Origin of the sequence: Streptomyces sp. NPDC051173 (genome assembly GCF_040689515.1) — a bacterium.
Taxonomy (GTDB): domain Bacteria; phylum Actinomycetota; class Actinomycetes; order Streptomycetales; family Streptomycetaceae; genus Streptomyces.
Genome location: NZ_JBFBBD010000059.1, coordinates 1 through 18,623 on the forward strand (window position 1 = coordinate 1; position 18,623 = coordinate 18,623).

The following is an 18,623-nucleotide window of genomic DNA, read 5'->3' on the forward strand; positions in this document are numbered from 1 at the left end:
GGCGCCACGCCGGGCGGCGCTACCGCTTGCGGACCCGGGGCGGCCGGGTCACCGAGCTGGTGGTCCTGGGCGACGGGCTGCCGGACGTGACGGCGCTGCGCTTCGACTACGACCCGCGAGGCCACCTGGCCGCGGTGATAGCAGTTACCCACCGCCGGCGTCCCCGCGAAGCGTGACGCCAGCCAGTTCGCCGCCGGCACCGACTCCGTGATCGCGCCCAGCACATGCTCGCCCAGCGGCAGCCCGTGCCACTGCACCGGCACCCCCTTCCCGCACCAGTCGGCGCGCAGCTTCTGCCCGATCGCGTACGGGATCAGCTCGTCGATCACCCCGTGGTAGAGGTAGACGGGCCGGTCGGGCGCGTGCGAGCCGAGGTCCGAGGCGTGCAGCACGCGCTGCCAGTCCGGTGCGTCGAGCGGGTTCCTGACCGTCACGTCGGAGATCCGCTTGAAGAGGCCGGCGACCGTGTTGACGGTCACGCAGTGGTGTTTGAGGAATTCGACGTAGTGCCGCCCGCGGTCGTTGAGGTACTTGTCGAGCCGGAGTTCCGGGTAGGCCGCGTTCTGGCCGACGGCCGCCATGAGGACGAGGCCGGCGCCGATGTTGCCGTCGTTGTGCTCGGCGGTCCTGATCAGATCGGCGGGGACCCCGCCGGTCGCGGTGCCCTTGAGGTTGAGCTCGGGGGCGTACGAGTCGTGCAGCTCGGCGGCCCAGCTGCTGGCCTGGCCGCCTTGGGAGTAGCCCATGATGCCCACGGGCGAGTTCGCGGCGAGCCCCGTCCCGGGCAGCCGCAGGGCGGCGCGGGCCGCGTCGAGGACGGCGTGGCCCTCGGAGCGGCCGACGGCGTAGGTGTGGTCGCCGGGGGTGCCCAGCCCCTCGTAGTCGGTGACGGCGACGGCCCAGCCGCGCAGGGTGAGCTGCTGGATGAGGTTGGCCTCGGCGGTGGTGCCGTCGGGGAAGCCCGCCGAGGGCGCGCACTCGTCGGCCATCCCCACGGTGCCCACCGCGTAGGAGACGAGCGGGCGCGGCCCCGTTCTGCCGTCCTGGGGCACGATCACCGTGCCGGAGACGACGTTGGGGGTGCCCTTGGCGGTGGTGGAGCGGTAGGTGATGTGCCAGGCCCTGGTGTCGGTGGGCTGGCCGGGCAGCGGGTGGAAGGAGGTGGGCGCGGAGCTGACGACGTCGCCCGGGGACGCGGCCCCGGGCCCGTCCGCCGCCGTGCCCGTGCCCGTGAGGCCGAGCGAGAAGGACAGCGCGGCGACCGCGGCGAGGGCGGTGGAACGCAGGTGCATGCGGACTCTCCCGACTGTCGGTGGTGCCGGGTCAGTTGTGGCGACCGTAGTGACCGACGGGTCAGTGACGCGGTGACCCGGGAGCTCAGCTTTGCTGACCCGGCCGCACCCCTGGCCCCAGGAGGCGGTACGCGCCGGGGGTCGTACCCGTCCAGCGGCGGAACGCCCGGTGGAAGGCGGTGTACTCCGAGAAGCCCAGCCGCGCCGCCAGCTGCGCGATCGGCTCCCGCCCCTCCGCCAGGCTGCGCACCGCGGCCTCCCGCCGCACCTGGTCCTTCAGCCCGCGGTACGAGGTGCCCTCGTCCTGGAGCCGGCGGCGCAGCGTCGCCGGGCTCACCGCCAGCCGGGCCGCTGTCTGCGCCACCTCAGGCAGCCGGACGGCCCGGCCCTCGCGCAGCGCCCGCGCCAGGGAGCGCCGCACCTGCTCGGCGACCGTCGTGCCGTACTCGCGCCGGCCGAGCAGGTCGGCGGGCGCGCGCCGGAGCAGGGCCTCCAGGCCCGCCTCGTCCTGCACGACGGGGGCGGTCAGCCAGCACGGGTCGAAGCCGGTGCCGGTGCGGTGCGCGCCGAAGCGGACGGGGCAGCCGAAGAGGAGGTCGTACTCCCGGGCGTACGGCGGGGCGGGGTGGGCGAACTCCGCCCAGCGCAGGGTGATCCGCCGGCCGGTCAGCCAGGCGGCCATCCGGTGCCAGACGACCATCAGGGACTCGGCGAGGAAGCCGCTCTCGGGGATGTGCCGCAGATCGCTGCGGACCGTGAGGACGGCCTCCCCGGGCCGCCGCTCCAGCGCGAGGTCCGGGCCGCCGGGGAAGAGCCCGTAGAAGCGGATGCCGCGCTCCGTGGCCGTGCCGAGGTCGCGGCAGCCGGAACAGGCGTAGCACATCATCGCGAACGTGCCCGGCCTGCTGGGGGCGGGGCCGAGGCCGAGGAACTCGTCACCGGTGGCCCGCCGCAGCTCCTTGAGCAGCAGGGTGAACTGCTCGGGGGTCACCCGGGCCCGTTCGTCGGCGAGGAGGGGAGGCGGGATCCGCGCGCTGTTCAGCAGGGGAACGGTGTCGATGCCGAGCCGTCGGGCTCCGCCGAGAGCGGCCTTGACGTGGTGCACGGTGATCGTGCGACTCATGGGGTAATTCAAGCCGGTCCGGCGGGAGAGGGCACGCCCAAGACATCAGGATGAACAAAAACGAAAGAAAGAGTGCAAAAGAAAAGCTGAATCGAAAAAATCAGGGCAGGGGGGCAAAAGGCAGGAGCCCTGCCCCCTTCCGTCGGAACGGAAGCGGACAAGGCTCCTTGGGTACTGCGAATAGCGACCGCGATCGGTCGGACGGTCAAGCCGCCGGATCAGGAGATCCGAGGACTTAGGCCGGGGTGACGTTCTCCGCCTGCGGACCCTTCGGGCCCTGCGTGACGTCGAAGGTGACCTGCTGGTTCTCCTCGAGGGAGCGGAAGCCAGCGGCGTTGATCGCGGAGTAGTGGACGAAGACGTCGGGGCCCCCGCCGTCCTGGGCGATGAAGCCAAAGCCCTTTTCAGCGTTGAACCACTTCACGGTTCCGGTAGCCATAAGCCCTCCTTGGGCCAAAGGGTTGCCCTGCTCCAGAACCTGCGAGAAGTCTGAAAACTACAAAAGCCTGCGGGGTCACATGCTCCGCAGGCTCTGTACTGCAAGGGAAACCAAACTGCAACTTGCGGCGAGCCTAGCACGCGAGGTTCTTGCTGCGAAAGAGTGGAAGATCACGCTGTTGGATGGTTTTCCGGGCGTGGCAGCCGGAAAAGATCGACGGTCGGGCACCTGCCGAGAGGCCCCCCGCCCCGCCCCTTCCGGCGGCACGGGGCTAGCCTCCGGATGTGGACAATTCATCCTCGGACTCAGCCTCGGGCCGGCACGGCGGCCGCCCCCGCGTCGGCCATATCCAGTTCCTCAACTGCCTGCCCCTCTACTGGGGGCTCGCCCGCACGGGCACGCTGCTCGACCTGGACCTCACCAAGGACACCCCGGAGAAGCTCAGCGAGCGGCTGGTCCGCGGCGATCTGGACATCGGGCCCGTCACCCTCGTCGAGTACCTCCGCAACGCCGGCGAGCTGGTGGCCCTGCCCGACATCGCGGTGGGCTGCGACGGCCCGGTGATGTCCTGCGTGATCGTCTCCCAGGTGCCGCTGGCCGAGCTGGACGGCGCCCGGGTCGCGCTGGGCTCCACGTCGCGCACCTCGGTGCGGCTGGCGCAGCTGCTGCTGGCCGAGCAGTACGGCGTGCGGCCCGACTACTACACCTGCCCGCCCGACCTGAGCCTGATGATGCAGGAGGCGGACGCCGCCGTGCTGATCGGGGACGCCGCGCTGCGGGCCTCGCTGCACGACGCGCCGCGGCTCGGTCTGGAGGTCCACGACCTGGGGCAGATGTGGAAGGACTGGACGGGGCTGCCGTTCGTCTTCGCGGTCTGGGCCGTGCGCAAGGACTACCTGGCCCGCGCGCCGCACATCGTCGCCGACGTCCACGAGGCGTTCCTCGCCTCCCGTGACCTCTCCCTGGAGGAGGTCGGCAAGGTCGCCGAGCAGGCCGCGCGCTGGGAGGCGTTCGACGCGGAGCTGCTGGAGCGCTACTTCACGACCCTCGACTTCCGCTTCGGGCCGGAGCAGCTCGCGGGCGTCACCGAGTTCGCCCGACGTACGGGACCGACGACGGGCTTCCCCGCCGACGTCCGGGTGGAACTGCTGAAGCCCTGACCCCGGGATCGGGGTCAGGGCTTCGCGTAGCGGCCTCGGGCCCGCGGGCCCCGGTGGAACGGCCGGGGCCCGCGGGCCGGTGTCGTCAGGAGGAGGGCACCGGGCCTTCCAGGTGCTCACTGATCCACTGCATGCTGCCCTCGCCCATGCCCTCGACATAGGTCTTGGCGTCGTGCTTGCCGCCCTGGATGACCTGGAGGCGGGTGTGGATCGGACCCTTGTTGCCGTAGGTCTTGATGAACTGGTCCACCTTCGGGATGACGCTCTTCTCCAGCGTTCCGTACTGGAAGGCGAGATAGACGTCCTGGCCCGGCTTGTTGGCGGCGATCAGGGCCTTGGCCAGCAGCTCGGGGTTGTTCTCGTTCTTCTCCTGCTCGTGGCCCTTCCACAGCGGGGAGTCCGGGACGATGTCCGGGCCGGAGGCGATCACGGCCTTGAACTTGTCCGGGTGCTTGAGCACGGCCTTCAGGCCGGAGAAGCCGCCGGAGGAGGAGCCCATGAAGGCCCAGCCGTCGCGCGAGTTGATCGTCCGGAAGTTCTGCTTCATCAGGTCCGGGACGTCCTCGGTGAGCCAGGTGCCCATCTTCGGCTGGCCGGGGATGTCACTGCCGTCCCAGTAGAGCCCGCCGTCGTCCGGCTTGGGGTTGAGGACGGGCATCGCGAGGAGGAAGGGCTTGCTCTTGCCCTCGGAGTACCACTTGGAGATCGACGACTCCAGCTTGAGGTTGTCGTCCATCCAGTAGTTGGCCGGGAAGCCGGGGCCGCCGGGGAGGGCGACCAGGACCGGGAAGCCGCTCTTGGCGAACTTCGGGTCCTCGTACTCCTTGGGCGCCCAGACCCAGACCTTGCCCTTGAAGCCGGACTTCTTGCCGTCGTACGAGACGACGCCGACGTGCGTGCCGTTGCTCAGCGTGCTGGCGATCTTGAAGTCGGCGGCCGGGCCCGTGGGCATCGACACCTTGGAGTCCGCGGGCTGGTCGCCGCCGGTCCCGCCGGCCTGCCCGCCGCCGCTCGGCACCTGGCCGAAGCTGACGGGCTTGCCCTTGTCCGTGAAGGGCGGGATCTCGAAATAGCTCATGACGGGCCAGGCGATCAGCCCGAGCACGGCTATGGACGCCACGACGATGATCCATCGTTTGGCGCGGGAGGCTCGGCGGTGGCCGTGGGACCGGTAGGCCCCGTTGGGTGAGTGCGTCATCTCGTCGCTCCGGATGATGCTGCTGCCCCGAAGGACATGACGGTTTGTTCCGTCCTGGTGGATGGGCAATAGCGGCGTCGGGGTTCCTCGGAGACCTCGTGAATTGAGTCATAGGCTGAAAATCGGAGTCATCGGTCCCCGCGCAGGGGGACGAAGGTCCCGGTGCGACACGCACCGGGCGCGGAGGGTGACCGTCGGCGGCCGCCATCGGCTCTGTCACAGCGCTGGCGTACGCTGGCCCGGTCGTGTCAAACCCCCTCCGAAGGGACGCCCGGTGACCGAGAACGCCGACCTTCAGTCCGTCCTCGAGCGTGCCGCTGCGGGTGGCCGGATCAGTGCGGGGGAGGCGCTGGAGCTGTACCGTTCGGCGCCGTTGCATGCGTTGGGTGCGGCGGCGGATGCGGTGCGGCGTCGGCGGTACGCGGGTGTGGAGCACATCGCGACGTACATCATCGAGCGGAACATCAACTACACGAACGCGTGCGTGACAGCGTGCAAGTTCTGTGCGTTCTACGCCCCGCCGAAGAGTGACAAGGTCTGGACGCGGGGGATGGACGACATCCTGCGCCGCTGCGCGGAGACCGTGGAGCTGGGCGGCACGCAGATCATGTTCCAGGGCGGGCATCACCCGGATTACGGGGTGGAGTACTACGAGGAGCACTTCGCGGCGATCAAGAAGGCGTTCCCGCAGCTGGTGATCCACTCCCTGGGTGCGTCCGAGGTGGATCACATGGCGCGGATCTCCGGGGTGAGTGCGGAGGAGGCGATCCGCCGGATCCACGCGGCGGGTCTGGATTCTTTCGCGGGTGCGGGTGCGGAGCTGCTTCCGGCGCGGCCGCGGACGGCGATCGCGCCGCTGAAGGAGTCGGGTGAGCGCTGGCTGGAGATCATGGAGCTCGCCCACACCCTGGGTGTCGAGTCCACCTCCACCATGCTGATGGGCACCGGTGAGACGAACGCGGAGCGGATCGAGCACCTGCGGATGATCCGTGAGGTGCAGGACCGCACGGGTGGTTTCCGGGCGTTCATCCCGTACACGTACCAGCCGGAGAACAACCATCTCAAGGGCCGGACGCAGGCGACGCTGTTCGAGTATCTGCGGATGATCGCGATCGCCCGGCTGTTCCTGGACAACGTGGCGCATATCCAGGGTTCGTGGCTGACGACGGGCAAGGAGGTCGGCCAGCTGTCGCTGCACTACGGCGCGGACGACCTCGGCTCGATCATGCTGGAGGAGAACGTGGTCTCCTCGGCGGGTGCGAAGCACCGTTCGAACCGGATGGAGATCATCGATCTGATCCGTAAGGCGGGGCGGGTCCCGGCGCAGCGTGCGACGACGTACGAGCACCTGCTGGTGCACGACGACCCGGCGAACGACCCGGTCGACGACCGTGTGGTCTCGCACCTGTCGTCCACGGCGATCGCGGGGGGCACCGCACACCCCGAGCTGAAGATCGTCGCGACGAGCTGAACCGGAGATGTCGTGCTGACGATCCACGCGGCGTCGGCCGTGCGCCGTACGTGGGACGCGGAGCCGGTCGCCGACGGCGGCATTGCCGTCGAGGGTGACCGGATCGTGGCGGTCGGCCCGCTCACGGAGATCCGGGAGTGGTTCCCGGACGCGCGGGTGCGGACGTGGCCGGGCACGCTGGGCCCCGCGCTGGTGCACGAGGGCCCGCTGCCGCAGGCACCCAGCCCGCGCGAGCGCGTCCACGAGGTGCTGAAGCGGGGTGCCGCCGCGGTGCTGGCCGAGCATGCGGACGGCCCCGAGCTGCGGGCGGCCGCCGCGCGGAACGGCGTCGCGGTCCTCGACCGGGCCCGTTCGGTGGCCGTCACCGAGGGCGGGCGCGCGGACCTCGCCGCGTTCACCGAGGACGGCCGGTGCGTCGCCACGGTGGTGGGCGGGCGACTGGTGCATCGTCGGGCTTGACCGCGGTTCTCCCGGGGAAGGCCGTTCATTACTTCGGGTGACGCTACCGTCGTATGTAGGACCGCGATCCGTACCGGCGTCCACGCTTGCGTCCATGGGAGCAGTGATGATCGCAGAACGGCTGGACAAGGCCACCCCTGAGAACTGGATGTTCCCGCCCGAAGAGGGCTGGACGGTCGACCAGGTCGAAGACCTGGAGCTGCCGTTCGACTGGGAACTCGTGGACGGAGTGGTCGTGGTTCGGGGGAGGACGGTGTGGTGGCACAACCGGGTGCGTGGGAGGATCGAGAGGTGTCTGGACGATGCTCTGCGCGAGCCCTATCTGGCCGACTCCGAGCAGTGTGTGCTGATCGACAAGTACAACCCGCCGGTTCCTGACATCGTCGTCTATGACAAGCGTGGCCTCGACCTCTTCGAGACCAAGTGCATCCCCGTGGAGAAGGCCGTCCTCTTGGTCGAGGTGGTGTCTCCAGGCTCGCGTCAGGATGACCGTGTCCGTAAACCGGCCATGTACGCGGCGGCCGGCGTCCCGTACTACTGGCGAGTGGAGCGGGGCGAGGGCGGCCTCCCCGAAGTGCACGAGTACTGGCTCCACCGGGAGCGGGGCGAGTACATCCCGTGCCCCGAGCGCCCATGTCACGTGGGAAAGCTGGAGACCGACCGGCCCTTCCCCATCGCGATCGACCTGGCCGCCCTGGTCGAGCTCTGAAGGGGATCGTGTGGCTCTCGGCCCGGGCTGGAATCGGCCGTCAGTGATCCGTAAATTCGGTCGCGCCGCACGTCAGGACGGTGTTAACGGAAGTGATCACTCCCCTTGTGCCCGGCAGGATGGGTGGCGCGGGGGCGGCCGTTGCGGCTGTCTCGCGGCGTGAACCGCAGGGACCGGGGGGTTTCCTGAGGGTTCCGGGGGGCGGGGGTCTCCGGGACCGCGTCGCTGGCGTCGGCCGTCCGCGAGCCGTCCCCGTCCAGCTCTTTTGGCGGATCCTCGGTAAGCCGCTCCCGCCGCAGGCGCGGCGCACGCGAGAACCCCGCGCGGCAGCTCCACGGCGCGCGGTGAAGAATGGGGTGCGTGACCCGAGCATCCCTGGAGAAGCAGCCGCACGAAGTCGCCGCGATGTTCGACGACGTGGCGGCCAAATACGACCTGACCAACGACGTGCTGTCACTCGGCCAGGCCCGCCTGTGGCGCAAGGCCGTCGCCCAGGCCGTGCACGCCCGTCCGGGCGAGAAGGTGCTGGACCTCGCGGCCGGTACGGGCACCTCCTCCATGCCGTTCGCCGCCGCGGGCGCGTACGTCGTCCCGTGCGACTTCTCCGTCGGCATGCTCCGCGAGGGCAAGAAGCGCACCGAGTGGCTGCCGTTCACCGCCGGTGACGCGACCCGGCTGCCGTTCGCGGACGGCGTGTTCGACGCCGTCACCATCTCCTTCGGCCTGCGCAACGTGCAGGAGACCGAGGTCGCGCTGCGCGAGATGCTGCGGGTCACGAAGCCGGGCGGGCGCGTGGTGATCTGCGAGTTCAGCCAGCCCACTTGGGCGCCGTTCCGCACGGTCTACACCGAGTACCTGATGCGCGCGCTGCCGCCGGTCGCCCGGGCCGTGAGCAGCAACCCGGACGCGTACGTCTACCTCGCCGAGTCGATCCGCGCCTGGCCCGACCAGCCGGCGCTGGCCGCGAGCCTCCAGCGGGCGGGCTGGACGGACGTCGCCTGGCGCAACCTCACGGGCGGCGTGGTGGCCCTGCACCGGGGCACCAAGCCTTTGGGGTGACCGGGGGCGGGGTACGGCCTGCCTTCTCCAGGGCTTCGCCCCTTTCGTCCGCGGGTCCGGTGGGGGCTTGTCGCGCAGTTCCCCGCGCCCCTTTGGGGCGCGCCACTCCATAGGCGCCGAGGCCGGGGCTCGTTCGCCGAGGACCGGCTCATAGACTCGGGGGACCGAGTCCTTCGCCGAACGGAGAGCCGACCGTGACCGAGTCCCCCACCGCACACACCGCCGACGTGATCGTCGTCGGTGCAGGCCCGGCCGGCTCCGCCACCGCGTATCACCTGGCCAAGGCCGGGCTGGACGTGCTGCTGCTGGAGAAGACGGCGTTCCCGCGCGAGAAGGTCTGCGGTGACGGCCTGACGCCGCGCGCGACCAAGCAGCTCGTCTCGATGGGCATCGACATCTCCGAGGAAGCCGGCTGGCTGCGCAACAAGGGCCTCCGCATCATCGGCGGTGGCGTGCGCCTCCAGCTGGACTGGCCGGAGCTCGCCTCGTTCCCCGACTACGGACTCGTCCGCAAGCGCGACGACTTCGACGAGCAGCTCGCGCGGAACGCGGAGAAGGCGGGCGCCCGGCTCCACGAGCGGTGCAACGTCGGCGCGCCGATCATCGACGACCGCACGGGCCGGATCACCGGGGTGCACGCCAAGCTCGGCGAGGACAAGACCCCGGTCACCTTCCACGCCCCGCTCGTCGTCGCCGCCGACGGCAACTCCACGCGCCTGTCGCTCGGGATGGGCCTGCACCGGCGCGAGGACCGCCCGATGGGCGTGGCGGTCCGTACGTACTTCACCTCGCCCCGGCACGACGACGACTACCTGGAGTCGTGGCTGGAGCTGTGGGACCGGCGTGGCCCGCAGGACCGGCTGCTGCCCGGCTACGGCTGGATCTTCGGCATGGGCGACGGCACGAGCAACGTCGGCCTCGGCGTCCTCAACACCTCCGACTCCTTCAAGGAGCTGGACTGGCGCGAGGTCCTCAAGGCGTGGTGCGCCTCGATGCCGGAGGACTGGGGCTACACCCCGGAGAACATGACGGGCCCCATCCGCGGCGCCGCCCTCCCGATGGCCTTCAACCGTCAGCCGCACTACACGCGTGGCCTGCTGCTGGTCGGTGACGCGGGCGGGCTGGTCAATCCGTTCAACGGCGAGGGCATCGCCTATGCCATGGAGTCCGGCCAGATCGCCGCGGACGTCATCGTGCAGGCGCACGCCCGCGCCTCGTACGCCCAGCGCGAGCTGGCCCTCCAGCGCTACCCGAAGATCCTCAAGGACACCTACGGCGGCTACTACACGCTCGGCCGCGCCTTCGTGAAGCTCATCGGCAACCCGAAGGTCATGCAGATCGCCACGCAGCGCGGCCTGACGCACCCGCTGCTGATGAAGTTCACGCTGAAGATGCTGGCGAACCTGACGGATCCGACGGGCGGCGACGCGATGGACCGGATCATCAATGGGCTGAGCAAGGTGGCTCCGCGGTCGTGACGGCGTGACCCACCCTGTCGGCGGGCGCCTGCCCCGGCCGCCCGCCGCCGTGGGTCAGACCTTGATCACGTTGATGCCCGGGCCGCAGAGCGTCAGGAGGTCTTCGGGATCCGATGTCAGGACGGTGACCGGGCCGGGCGAGGCAAGGGCAGTGGCGGCGACGATCGCGTCCAGCGCGTACTTGTGCCCGTGCAACCCGGCTGTGGCGAGAAGCTTGCTGGCCCGGCGGGCGATGGCCTCGGTGGGCGGGACGATGTTCACGCGTGAGACGGCCTGGTCGAACCGGGCCTGGCTGACCCTGGGATCGCGTGCTTCGACGAGGGTGACGGAGCTGGTGACCACGCGGATGTCCTCGGTTTCGGCCGCGACCAGCCACTCCGTGAGTTCGGGGCTGCGACGTACGACTTTGGACAGTCCCTCGCAGTCCAGGACGAGCGTCCCGCTCACGCGGCGTCCGCCGGGGCAGCCGTCCCGCCACGCAAGATCGCTCGCTTCGCCTCGACAGCCGCCTGGTCGACCGGGCCGTGCTGGGCTTCCGCGTCTTCGATCAGCTCACGCAAGCGGTCGCGCTCCAACTGGCGCTGGATGAGGGCCTCGACATAGGCGGACATGCCGCGCTTGCCGGTGCGTGCTTTGAGCGCCGCGATGGTGCCCTCGTGCAGGGAGACGGACACCGGCCGGACGGGTCCTTCGCCGGGGGTGGGGGAGGTCGCCATACGGCCCAGATTAACAAAACTTTTGTTATTCGGCGCGGCTCGTCGAGAACGGATACACCCGCGCGTGCGTCCGATTCGCAACTGCGATCGAGCAGTCCGCGCCGTATTCGGCTTGGCGGATCCGGGCCTTCTCTCGCGGGCGCATCCATGAGGGTGGGGGTGGCGGCCACGATGGGGCGGCCGGGTCACGGAGGACCCTGGCGGCCCCATCGTTGTGTGGCTGTGGCTGTGGCTGTGGCTGTGGCTGTGGCTGTGGCCGGGCCTGGTTGGCCTGGCCGGCTATGTCGTGCAGGTGGTGGCCGCGTCCAGGAGGCGGCGGTGGGACGGGTGTAGGCGAGTCGCGAGTTCGGCCGGTTCGGCAAAGCCGTAGGCCGCGTACTCGCGGGTTGCCGTCCTTGTGGTGAGGGGCAACTGGAGGGTGCGGATTTCCTCCGCGCTCAGCGTGCCGCAGTCGATCAGGTACGAGGATTCGCCGGGCTGTCCGCTTGACTCAAGTGCCAGTAGGGCTCTGGGGGTTACCTGCACCCCGAGTGCGTGGCGTACGTGATAAGCGAGCGCGTCGACCGCCGGTTCCCCCGGGAGCCCGAGCCCTCCGGGGAGGGTCCATTCCGGCTCGTCGGTGCGGATCAGGTACAGCAGTCGACCGTTCTCGTCGGTGATGCGCGCCAGCCCGCGAACGCGGGTTCCAGGTGGCGCGACGCGCGCTGTGTTCAGTGTCATCAGCAGCCCTGCGCAATCTCGCGTGAGTGGGGGCGCCGCGCCCCTCCGGGGTGGGGGAGGGGCGCGGCGCCTCGGGAAGCACCCCCCTGCAACGAGGAGACAGGCAAGGGGAGTTGCGCAACAGAGTCCGGGCGTGGCTGTACCCGACGAGCCACGTCCGAGCGGTTGCGGGGAGAACGTAGCGCTGCGCCGCGAGGCGTCGCAAGGGTTCTACGTCGAACGGGTGCGACGGAATGCGCGGAGGCTCCCACTGGTGTGGTGGGAGCCTCTGTCGGTCGCCGCTTCGCTAGATCAGGTGATCGAATTCCCCGGCTTTTGCGCCGAGGAGGAACGCCCTGAGCTTCTGAGGGCTCGTGGTGACGATGAGGTCGGGCGTGTCACTCTCGCGCATGAGGATCGCCTCGGCCGATCTGGCGATTTCCATGCAGTCATTCCCCTCGGTGGAGAATGAGGACTTCTGCCACTGTATATCCGACATGCTTCGCCTTTAAAGTCGTTGAGCGATTGCGTGCAACAGGTCGCGCGTGCCTTCGGTGCTGAGGGAAATCTCTTCCGTGCGATCCAAGATCGCACGATAGTTTGCGAGATGGGCTTCCGCATCCAGCAAAGCACTGCCGTGAGCGACGTCAAGGTGCACCGTATCGAGCTGGGGTACCGGTCCGGCCGCGTACACGGTCGACAGCCCGGCGCTTGGAATTCCTCCGGCGGAAAATGGGATGGCGCGCACGGTGATGTTGTCCCGCTCCGAAGCCTCTATGGCGTGCTCAAGCTGGCGTCGCGCGACTTTCGGCCCGCCGAATTCCGCGCGCATGGCGGCCTCGTGGATCAGGAACGTGCAGGTCGGCGGGGTGGGCTTGTCGAGAACGTCCCGTCGCCGCATTCGATAGGACAGCCTGCGTCGCAGGTCTGCGGGTGTGGGCCTGGGCATCGCCGTCGAAAAGACGGCCTTGGCGTAGTCCTCGGTTTGCAGGAGGCCCGGCATGTGGAGAATCTGAACGGTGCGCAGGCTGATCGTGTGATGCTCAAGCTCCGCAAGGTCGAGGGCACCCACTGATACGGCGCCCCGGTACTCCTCCCACCAGCCTTTGCCACGTTCCTCTGCCATACGGGCCAATGCATCGACATAGGATTGATCGGCGCACGCGTAGATCCGTGCAAGAGCTCTCACGCGTTCCGGGCTCACGCCGAAACGGCCCGCTTCGATATTGCTGATACCGGTCCGGTTGGTGCCCAGTTGCTCCGCGGCGTGCGGGGCGGTCATCCCCGCGTGCTCCCGAAGCTTTCGCAGCTCGGTGCCCAGGCGCTGTTGTCGAGCGGTTGGTGCTGTCCTCGGCGGCATGCCCCCTCCTCAAGTACGTGCTCATGCTGTCACGTTGGCGGGGTGAGCGACAGGAGAGGTCGAACCAGTTCTACCGTTTGGGTAGCAGGAGGTCGACGGCTTGCCCTATGGTCCTCCCAACACCGCACCGCACGCCGGGAAGACCCGAAGTGCAGCCATCTGCACGCCCGTTGGGGCGCTCCGGAGGATGGCCAGGCCACGGACGGGCGTGAGGTGCGACCACCCCACTGTTGGGAGGCGACGTATGAGAACCGTCCCGCGCAGACCCCGTACCACCGGCAACGGAACGGTGGTGCGGCGGTGATCAAGGCGACGTACTACGCCCTCGGCCGCATCGGGCGGCTGGGCGGAAACGCCGAGTACTGGCTCTGCTTCAACTCCAGCACCCTGGTCGAGATCCCCGAACCCCTGGCCGCGGAGCTCGTGTACGACTTCGCGGACCGGCTCGGCTTACACGTGTGGCCGAGGCCCGAGGGTGTCCGTCGGCCGCGTCGCCGCGCCTGGTCGTCGTTCCGATGGTGGCGACGGCGTGCCCGTGGGCACCCCTAGCCCATCGGCTAGGCCAAGGCACGGAGGAATTCACCCTTTCAGGTGGGTATCGCGCCGTTTCGGCGTGTCCGCTTGGCGGAAAAATAAGGGCAAGCAACCGCTCGCCGTGCGCCACAGCCCCCGTACGGCGGGCGGTCCGCGCGTCCGGGGGCATGCGAAAGGGCCGTCCTCCCCGAGCGGTGGGGAGTGACGGCCCTTCCGGAAGCAGCCCGTTGACTACAGCACGCGCACCGCGCCCGTGGGCATGTCGTAGCTGAGGTCGCGCTCGACGACACCCGAGCTCGGGTTCTGCGCGCCGATGAACTTGCCACCGCCGATGTAGACGGCGACGTGGTACGCGCTGCCGGAGGCGCCCCAGTAGAGGATGTCGCCCGGCTGCAGGTTGCTCAGCGAGACCTGGGTGCCGTGCGCCGACTGGTCCTGGGAGACGCGCGGCAGGTCGATGCCGATCTGCGCGTACGCGGTCATGACCAGGCCGGAGCAGTCGTACGAGGACGAGCCGGTGGCGCCCATCACGTACGCCTTGCCCAGCTGCGCCTGGAGGAAGGAGATCAGCGTGGCCGTGCTGCCGCTGCCGGTGGACGTCGAGGAGGAGGACGACGCGGCGGAGGCGGCCTCGTCCGAGGAGCCCGTGGCGGACTTGGTGCTGAGGCTCTTGCGCTCGGTGGCGCGGGAGGCACGGGCCTCCTCCTGCTCGCGCTTCTCCTTCTCCGCGGCGGCCTTCTTCTCCGCGGCGTCGGCGATGCGCTGGGCCTCGTCCTTGGCCTGCTTGGAGGCGTCCTTGGCGGTGTCGGCGGCCTTGTCCTGCTGCGCGCTCTCCTGGTAGCCGAAAGCGGTCTGCTGGGTGGCAGCGGCGCTCTGTGCGATGGAGGAGGAGATCGTCGCGTTGATCGCCGGCATCTCCATCGTGGCCTCGGTGGGCTTCTCGACGGCGGTGGCGGAACCGGCGCCGGCCACGGCCAGGGTGCTGAGGACGCCACCGGCAACACCCGTGCGCACGACCCACGACTGGGTGGCCGTACGGCGGGGCTTCCGGTGGCTGGTTATATGCGCGTTCGGGGACATGGGACAACGGACTATCAGGCCGCGCAGGTTGAGTTCAATAAAGGTGACGTGCGTCACAATTGGCATGCCCGCGACCATAATTCGGGCATTTGATCACGGCGAAGTCACGGCGGCCCGCGGCGCGCCGGGCGTGAACAGCCGCCTCAGCACGGGGTTTGGCCGCCGGGGATGATCGACGGCGGGCATATCACCTTTACGACTCGCGTGTCGAGGCTACCCGCGGAAACGGGGTCCCGAACCTCCCGGAGCGTGGCGCAGGTCACGCCCCACCCGCCCCCGGCCGCGCGCTCGTGAACCGGGGCGCGGAGCGGCGGCCGACGCCCCGTCGACTGTCGCCGGCTCAGCGGACGGCATCCCTATATCAGCTGACGATCACTGATGCCAATTTGCGTGCAGTGGCCACGGCTTGATAAAGCCACACCCCTCCGACCAGCGCTGCGGCCGTCAATTGTCACCTCTCGTGATCACTCGACCGCTTCGTGTACGAAGATCGGTGCTCATCCGACTTGATGATCGTTCGTCAGGTGGTGGAGATCACAAACGCGGGCGCGTACCCCGTGTCGCAGATCACAGACCGGCGGGCATAGGATGCAGGCGACCCGGGCTTGTGAACTGCCTCACATAGGGGTGATCTTCGCGGTGACCCCCAGGGGCGGCGCGCCCGCCGGGGTCCGGTCAGCCAGCAGTCAGCGTCTGTCGGAAGTCGACTGGAAGGAGCGAGGAGCGGTGAACGCCTACGCGCCCATCCTCGTACTGGGAGCCCTCGGAGCAGGCTTCGCGATCTTCTCCGTGGTCATGGCCTCGCTCATCGGGCCCAAGAGGTACAACCGCGCCAAGCTCGAGGCCTACGAATGCGGCATCGAGCCCACCCCGCAGCCCGCCGGGGGCGGGCGCTTCCCGATCAAGTACTACCTGACGGCGATGCTCTTCATCGTCTTCGACATCGAGATCGTCTTCCTCTACCCCTGGGCCGTCACCTTCGACGCCCTGGGGCTGTTCGGGCTCGTCGAGATGCTGCTCTTCGTGCTCACCGTCTTCGTCGCCTACGCCTACGTCTGGCGCCGCGGCGGCCTGGAATGGGACTAGGGGGCACCACACCATGGGACTCGAAGAGAAGCTGCCCAGCGGTTTCGCGCTGACCACCGTCGAACAGGCCGCCGGGTGGGTGCGCAAGGCGTCCGTCTTCCCGGCCACCTTCGGACTCGCCTGCTGCGCCATCGAGATGATGACCACCGGCGCCGGGCGCTACGACCTCGCCCGCTTCGGCATGGAGGTCTTCCGCGGCTCACCGCGCCAGGCGGACCTGATGATCGTGGCCGGCCGGGTCAGCCAGAAGATGGCGCCGGTGCTGCGTCAGGTCTACGACCAGATGCCCAACCCGAAATGGGTGATCTCCATGGGCGTCTGCGCCTCCAGCGGCGGCATGTTCAACAACTACGCGATCGTCCAGGGCGTCGACCACGTCGTGCCGGTCGACATCTACCTGCCCGGCTGCCCGCCGCGCCCCGAGATGCTGCTGGACGCGATCTTGAAGCTGCACAAGAAGATCCAGGGCGAGAAGCTCGGCGTGAACCGCGAGGAGGCCGCCCGCGAGGCGGAGGAGGCGGCCCTCAAGGCCCTGCCGCTGATCGAGATGAAGGGTCTGCTGCGGTGAGCGATCCGAAGAACGGCGTGAATCCCGACAAGGACGTCAACGCCCAGAACCTCCCCGGCCAGCGCGGTGACACGGGCGAGGCCATCCGCGTCCAGCGCGGCATGTTCGGCACCCGCAACGGCGGCGACACCACCGGCTACGGCGGGCTCGTCCGGACCGTACGGCTGCCGGGCGGGACGTCCCGGCCGTACGGCGGCTGGTTCGACGAGGTCGCCGACGAGCTCGAAGGGGCGCTGGAGGAGCAGGGGCTGCTCCCGGAGAACGCCATCGAGAAGACCGTCGTCGACCGCGGCGAGCTCACCTTCCACATCGCCCGCGAGCACCTGCCGCGCGTCGCCCGCACGCTCCGCGACGACCCGGCGCTGCGCTTCGAGCTGTGCACCGGCGTCAGCGGCGTCCACTTCCCCGAGGACAAGGGGCGGGAGCTGCGCGCGGTCTACCACCTGCGCTCGATCACCCACAACCGGCTGCTCCGGCTGGAGGTGAGCGCCCCCGACGCCGATCCGCACGTGCCCTCGATCGTGGACGTCTATCCCACCAACGACTGGCACGAGCGCGAGACGTACGACTTCTTCGGCCTCGTCTTCGACGGCCACCCGGCGCTCACGCGGATCATGATGCCGGACGACTGGCAGGGCTTCCCGCAGCGCAAGGACTACCCCCTCGGCGGCATCCCCGTCGAATACAAGGGCGCCCAGATCCCGGCTCCGGACCAGCGGAGGTCGTACAACTGATGAGCACTCCCCCCGCAAGCCCGCGCGACACCACCGAGGGCACCGTCTACACGGTCACCGGCGGCGACTGGGACGAGATCGCCACGGCCGCGAAACGGGCCGACGACGAGCGCATCATCGTCAACATGGGTCCCCAGCACCCCTCCACCCACGGAGTGCTCCGGCTGATCCTGGAGATCGACGGCGAGACCGTCACCGAGGCCCGCTGCGGCATCGGCTATCTCCACACCGGCATCGAGAAGAACCTCGAATACCGGAACTGGACCCAGGGCACCACCTTCGTCACGCGCATGGACTACCTCACGTCGTTCTACAACGAGACGGCGTACTGCCTGGGCGTGGAGCGGCTGCTGGGCATCGAGGAGCAGATCCCGGACCGGGCCACGGTCGTCCGCGTGCTTCTGATGGAGCTGAACCGTCTCTCCTCCCACCTGGTGTGCATCGCCACCGGTGGCATGGAGCTCGGCGCCACCACGATCATGATCTACGGCTTCCGGGACCGCGAGATGGTCCTGGACCTCTACGAGCTCATCACCGGCCTGCGGATGAACCACGCGTACATCCGCCCCGGCGGGCTCGCGCAGGACCTGCCGCCGGGCGCGGTGGACGCGGTGCGCGAGTTCGTGAAGAAGATGCGCAGGAACCTGCCGGAGTACGACAAGCTCGCCACCGGCAACCCCATCTTCAAGGCCCGGATGCAGGACGTCGGTTATCTGGACCTCGCCGGCTGCCTCGCGCTCGGCGCGACCGGCCCCATCCTGCGTGCCGCCGGCCTCCCGCACGACCTCCGCAAGGCGCAGCCCTACTGCGGCTACGACACCTACGACTTCGACGTGCCGACCGCCGACACCTGCGACGCGTACGGGCGCTTCCTCATCCGCCTGGAGGAGATGCGGCAGTCGCTGCGGATCGTCGAGCAGTGCCTGGACCGGCTGGCGCCCGGCCCGGTCATGGTCGGCGACAAGAAGATCGCCTGGCCCGCCCAGCTGGCCCTCGGCCCGGACGGCCTCGGCAACTCCCTCGACCACATCAAGAAGATCATGGGCACCTCGATGGAGGCCCTGATCCACCACTTCAAGCTGGTGACGGAGGGCTTCCGGGTGCCGCCGGGCCAGGCGTACGCGGCGGTGGAGTCCCCCAAGGGCGAGCTCGGCGTCCACGTGGTGAGCGACGGCGGCACCCGTCCCCACCGGGTCCACTTCCGCGACCCGTCCTTCACCAACCTCCAGGCCATGGCGGCGATGTGCGAGGGCGGCCAAGTGGCCGACGTCATCGTCGCGGTGGCGTCGATCGACCCTGTGATGGGAGGCGTCGACCGGTGAGCGACGCACACGCGGCCGCCGGGCCGCGGACGACCGCGAAGGCCGCACCTCTGCGCCGCGTGGGCGGTGGGGGTACCGCCCAGGCGTCAGCTCTGGGGGAGAACGAGGGGGTGCAGCAGTGAGTGACGTCCAGTTG

At 69.3% G+C, this 18,623-nt stretch carries 22 protein-coding genes; 12 read left to right on the forward strand and 10 right to left on the reverse strand.

Annotation, left to right across the window (positions count from 1 at the left end; translation table 11 throughout):
- The 3 genes from AB0435_RS25510 to AB0435_RS25520 all read right to left on the reverse strand — a co-directional run.
- Positions 1-1,292, reverse strand: a 1,292-nt coding sequence (locus tag AB0435_RS25510) for a lipase family protein (RefSeq protein WP_366428044.1), incomplete at its 3' end; no start/stop codon positions are given.
- Between the two features lie 85 nt (positions 1,293-1,377).
- The gene (locus AB0435_RS25515; protein ID WP_366006505.1) at positions 1,378-2,415 is read right to left on the reverse strand and encodes an AraC family transcriptional regulator; all 1,038 of its coding nucleotides are present in this window, start codon (positions 2,413-2,415) and stop codon (positions 1,378-1,380) included.
- 235 nt (positions 2,416-2,650) lie between these two features.
- On the reverse strand, positions 2,651-2,854 hold the full coding sequence (locus AB0435_RS25520; RefSeq protein ID WP_030067036.1) for a cold-shock protein: 204 nt from the start codon (positions 2,852-2,854) through the stop codon (positions 2,651-2,653).
- 284 nt (positions 2,855-3,138) lie between these two features.
- On the opposite strand from AB0435_RS25520, the gene AB0435_RS25525 reads away from it, so the two are divergent.
- Positions 3,139-4,014 carry a menaquinone biosynthesis protein gene (locus AB0435_RS25525; protein WP_366006506.1) on the forward strand — a complete coding sequence of 292 codons (876 nt, stop codon included), beginning with the start codon at positions 3,139-3,141 and terminating at the stop codon, positions 4,012-4,014.
- An 85-nt stretch (positions 4,015-4,099) separates the two neighbouring features.
- Here the strand turns inward: AB0435_RS25525 and AB0435_RS25530 are convergent, their stop codons facing one another.
- Positions 4,100-5,212: an alpha/beta hydrolase-fold protein gene (locus AB0435_RS25530; protein WP_366006508.1), complete on the reverse strand. Its 1,113-nt coding sequence runs from the start codon at positions 5,210-5,212 to the stop codon at positions 4,100-4,102.
- Between the two features lie 274 nt (positions 5,213-5,486).
- Here AB0435_RS25530 and mqnC point away from each other — a divergent pair, with 274 nt between their 5' ends.
- The 5 genes from mqnC to AB0435_RS25555 all read left to right on the forward strand — a co-directional run bounded on the left by mqnC (position 5,487) and on the right by AB0435_RS25555 (position 10,388).
- Positions 5,487-6,683 carry a cyclic dehypoxanthinyl futalosine synthase gene (gene mqnC / locus AB0435_RS25535; RefSeq protein WP_366428045.1) on the forward strand — a complete coding sequence of 399 codons (1,197 nt, stop codon included), beginning with the start codon at positions 5,487-5,489 and terminating at the stop codon, positions 6,681-6,683.
- Positions 6,684-6,695: 12 nt separating this feature from the next.
- Positions 6,696-7,142, forward strand: coding sequence for a hypothetical protein (locus AB0435_RS25540; protein ID WP_366006510.1), 447 nt, complete (start codon positions 6,696-6,698; stop codon positions 7,140-7,142).
- Between the two features lie 94 nt (positions 7,143-7,236).
- Positions 7,237-7,851, forward strand: coding sequence for a Uma2 family endonuclease (locus tag AB0435_RS25545; RefSeq protein ID WP_366006511.1), 615 nt, complete (start codon positions 7,237-7,239; stop codon positions 7,849-7,851).
- 360 nt (positions 7,852-8,211) lie between these two features.
- The gene (locus AB0435_RS25550) at positions 8,212-8,910 is read left to right on the forward strand and encodes a demethylmenaquinone methyltransferase (RefSeq protein WP_366006512.1); all 699 of its coding nucleotides are present in this window, start codon (positions 8,212-8,214) and stop codon (positions 8,908-8,910) included.
- A gap of 194 nt (positions 8,911-9,104) precedes the next feature.
- Positions 9,105-10,388, forward strand: a complete 1,284-nt coding sequence (locus tag AB0435_RS25555; protein ID WP_366428046.1) for a geranylgeranyl reductase family protein — start codon at positions 9,105-9,107, stop codon at positions 10,386-10,388.
- Between the two features lie 54 nt (positions 10,389-10,442).
- Here AB0435_RS25555 and AB0435_RS25560 read toward each other — a convergent pair whose 3' ends face one another.
- The 5 genes from AB0435_RS25560 to AB0435_RS25580 form a co-directional block, all read right to left on the reverse strand.
- Positions 10,443-10,835, reverse strand: coding sequence for a PIN domain-containing protein (locus AB0435_RS25560; protein ID WP_366428047.1), 393 nt, complete (start codon positions 10,833-10,835; stop codon positions 10,443-10,445).
- Positions 10,832-11,104 (reverse strand): hypothetical protein, encoded by a 273-nt coding sequence (locus tag AB0435_RS25565; protein WP_366006515.1) that lies wholly within the window; start codon positions 11,102-11,104, stop codon positions 10,832-10,834. The genes AB0435_RS25560 and AB0435_RS25565 overlap by 4 nt, the downstream gene beginning before the upstream one ends.
- A 279-nt stretch (positions 11,105-11,383) precedes the next feature.
- On the reverse strand, positions 11,384-11,824 hold the full coding sequence (locus AB0435_RS25570; RefSeq protein WP_366006516.1) for an NUDIX domain-containing protein: 441 nt from the start codon (positions 11,822-11,824) through the stop codon (positions 11,384-11,386).
- Between the two features lie 286 nt (positions 11,825-12,110).
- The gene (locus AB0435_RS25575; RefSeq protein ID WP_366006517.1) at positions 12,111-12,302 is read right to left on the reverse strand and encodes a DUF397 domain-containing protein; all 192 of its coding nucleotides are present in this window, start codon (positions 12,300-12,302) and stop codon (positions 12,111-12,113) included.
- Positions 12,303-12,311: 9 nt separating this feature from the next.
- Positions 12,312-13,163: a Scr1 family TA system antitoxin-like transcriptional regulator gene (locus AB0435_RS25580; RefSeq protein WP_366006518.1), complete on the reverse strand. Its 852-nt coding sequence runs from the start codon at positions 13,161-13,163 to the stop codon at positions 12,312-12,314.
- Positions 13,164-13,463: 300 nt separating this feature from the next.
- Between AB0435_RS25580 and AB0435_RS25585 the strand changes: the two genes are divergently transcribed.
- Entirely contained in the window at positions 13,464-13,712 is a 249-nt protein-coding gene (locus tag AB0435_RS25585) for a hypothetical protein (RefSeq protein WP_366006519.1), read from the forward strand.
- A 216-nt stretch (positions 13,713-13,928) separates the two neighbouring features.
- On the opposite strand, the gene AB0435_RS25590 is transcribed toward AB0435_RS25585, so the two are convergent.
- On the reverse strand, positions 13,929-14,777 hold the full coding sequence (locus AB0435_RS25590; protein WP_366006537.1) for an NlpC/P60 family protein: 849 nt from the start codon (positions 14,775-14,777) through the stop codon (positions 13,929-13,931).
- Positions 14,778-15,503: 726 nt separating this feature from the next.
- On the opposite strand from AB0435_RS25590, the gene AB0435_RS25595 reads away from it, so the two are divergent.
- From AB0435_RS25595 to AB0435_RS25615, 5 genes are read left to right on the forward strand one after another with little or no spacing between them, the layout of a single operon-like run.
- Positions 15,504-15,863, forward strand: coding sequence for an NADH-quinone oxidoreductase subunit A (locus AB0435_RS25595; protein ID WP_058047631.1), 360 nt, complete (start codon positions 15,504-15,506; stop codon positions 15,861-15,863).
- A gap of 13 nt (positions 15,864-15,876) precedes the next feature.
- Positions 15,877-16,431 (forward strand): NADH-quinone oxidoreductase subunit B family protein, encoded by a 555-nt coding sequence (locus AB0435_RS25600; protein WP_366006520.1) that lies wholly within the window; start codon positions 15,877-15,879, stop codon positions 16,429-16,431.
- Complete coding sequence (locus tag AB0435_RS25605) at positions 16,428-17,165, forward strand: NADH-quinone oxidoreductase subunit C (RefSeq protein WP_366006521.1); 738 nt, start codon at positions 16,428-16,430, stop codon at positions 17,163-17,165. The genes AB0435_RS25600 and AB0435_RS25605 overlap by 4 nt, the downstream gene beginning before the upstream one ends.
- Positions 17,165-18,487 (forward strand): NADH-quinone oxidoreductase subunit D, encoded by a 1,323-nt coding sequence (locus tag AB0435_RS25610; RefSeq protein WP_366006522.1) that lies wholly within the window; start codon positions 17,165-17,167, stop codon positions 18,485-18,487. Before AB0435_RS25605 ends, AB0435_RS25610 begins: the two co-directional genes overlap by 1 nt.
- Complete coding sequence (locus AB0435_RS25615; protein WP_366006523.1) at positions 18,484-18,609, forward strand: hypothetical protein; 126 nt, start codon at positions 18,484-18,486, stop codon at positions 18,607-18,609. Before AB0435_RS25610 ends, AB0435_RS25615 begins: the two co-directional genes overlap by 4 nt.
- Positions 18,610-18,623: the final 14 nt, after the last annotated feature.

What these genes read in the sequence shown, in the direction of transcription:
- AB0435_RS25515 (WP_366006505.1), bottom strand. Translation starts at nt 2,415, where the DNA reads ATGAGTCGCACGATCACCGTGCACCACGTCAAGGCCGCTCTCGGCGGA.
- AB0435_RS25520 (WP_030067036.1), bottom strand. Translation starts at nt 2,854, where the DNA reads ATGGCTACCGGAACCGTGAAGTGGTTCAACGCTGAAAAGGGCTTTGGC.
- AB0435_RS25530 (WP_366006508.1), bottom strand. Translation starts at nt 5,212, where the DNA reads ATGACGCACTCACCCAACGGGGCCTACCGGTCCCACGGCCACCGCCGA.
- AB0435_RS25545 (WP_366006511.1), top strand. Translation starts at nt 7,237, where the DNA reads ATGGGAGCAGTGATGATCGCAGAACGGCTGGACAAGGCCACCCCTGAG.
- AB0435_RS25565 (WP_366006515.1), bottom strand. Translation starts at nt 11,104, where the DNA reads ATGGCGACCTCCCCCACCCCCGGCGAAGGACCCGTCCGGCCGGTGTCC.
- AB0435_RS25570 (WP_366006516.1), bottom strand. Translation starts at nt 11,824, where the DNA reads ATGACACTGAACACAGCGCGCGTCGCGCCACCTGGAACCCGCGTTCGC.
- AB0435_RS25575 (WP_366006517.1), bottom strand. Translation starts at nt 12,302, where the DNA reads ATGTCGGATATACAGTGGCAGAAGTCCTCATTCTCCACCGAGGGGAAT.
- AB0435_RS25580 (WP_366006518.1), bottom strand. Translation starts at nt 13,163, where the DNA reads ATGCCGCCGAGGACAGCACCAACCGCTCGACAACAGCGCCTGGGCACC.
- AB0435_RS25590 (WP_366006537.1), bottom strand. Translation starts at nt 14,777, where the DNA reads ATGTCCCCGAACGCGCATATAACCAGCCACCGGAAGCCCCGCCGTACG.
- AB0435_RS25600 (WP_366006520.1), top strand. Translation starts at nt 15,877, where the DNA reads ATGGGACTCGAAGAGAAGCTGCCCAGCGGTTTCGCGCTGACCACCGTC.
- AB0435_RS25610 (WP_366006522.1), top strand. Translation starts at nt 17,165, where the DNA reads ATGAGCACTCCCCCCGCAAGCCCGCGCGACACCACCGAGGGCACCGTC.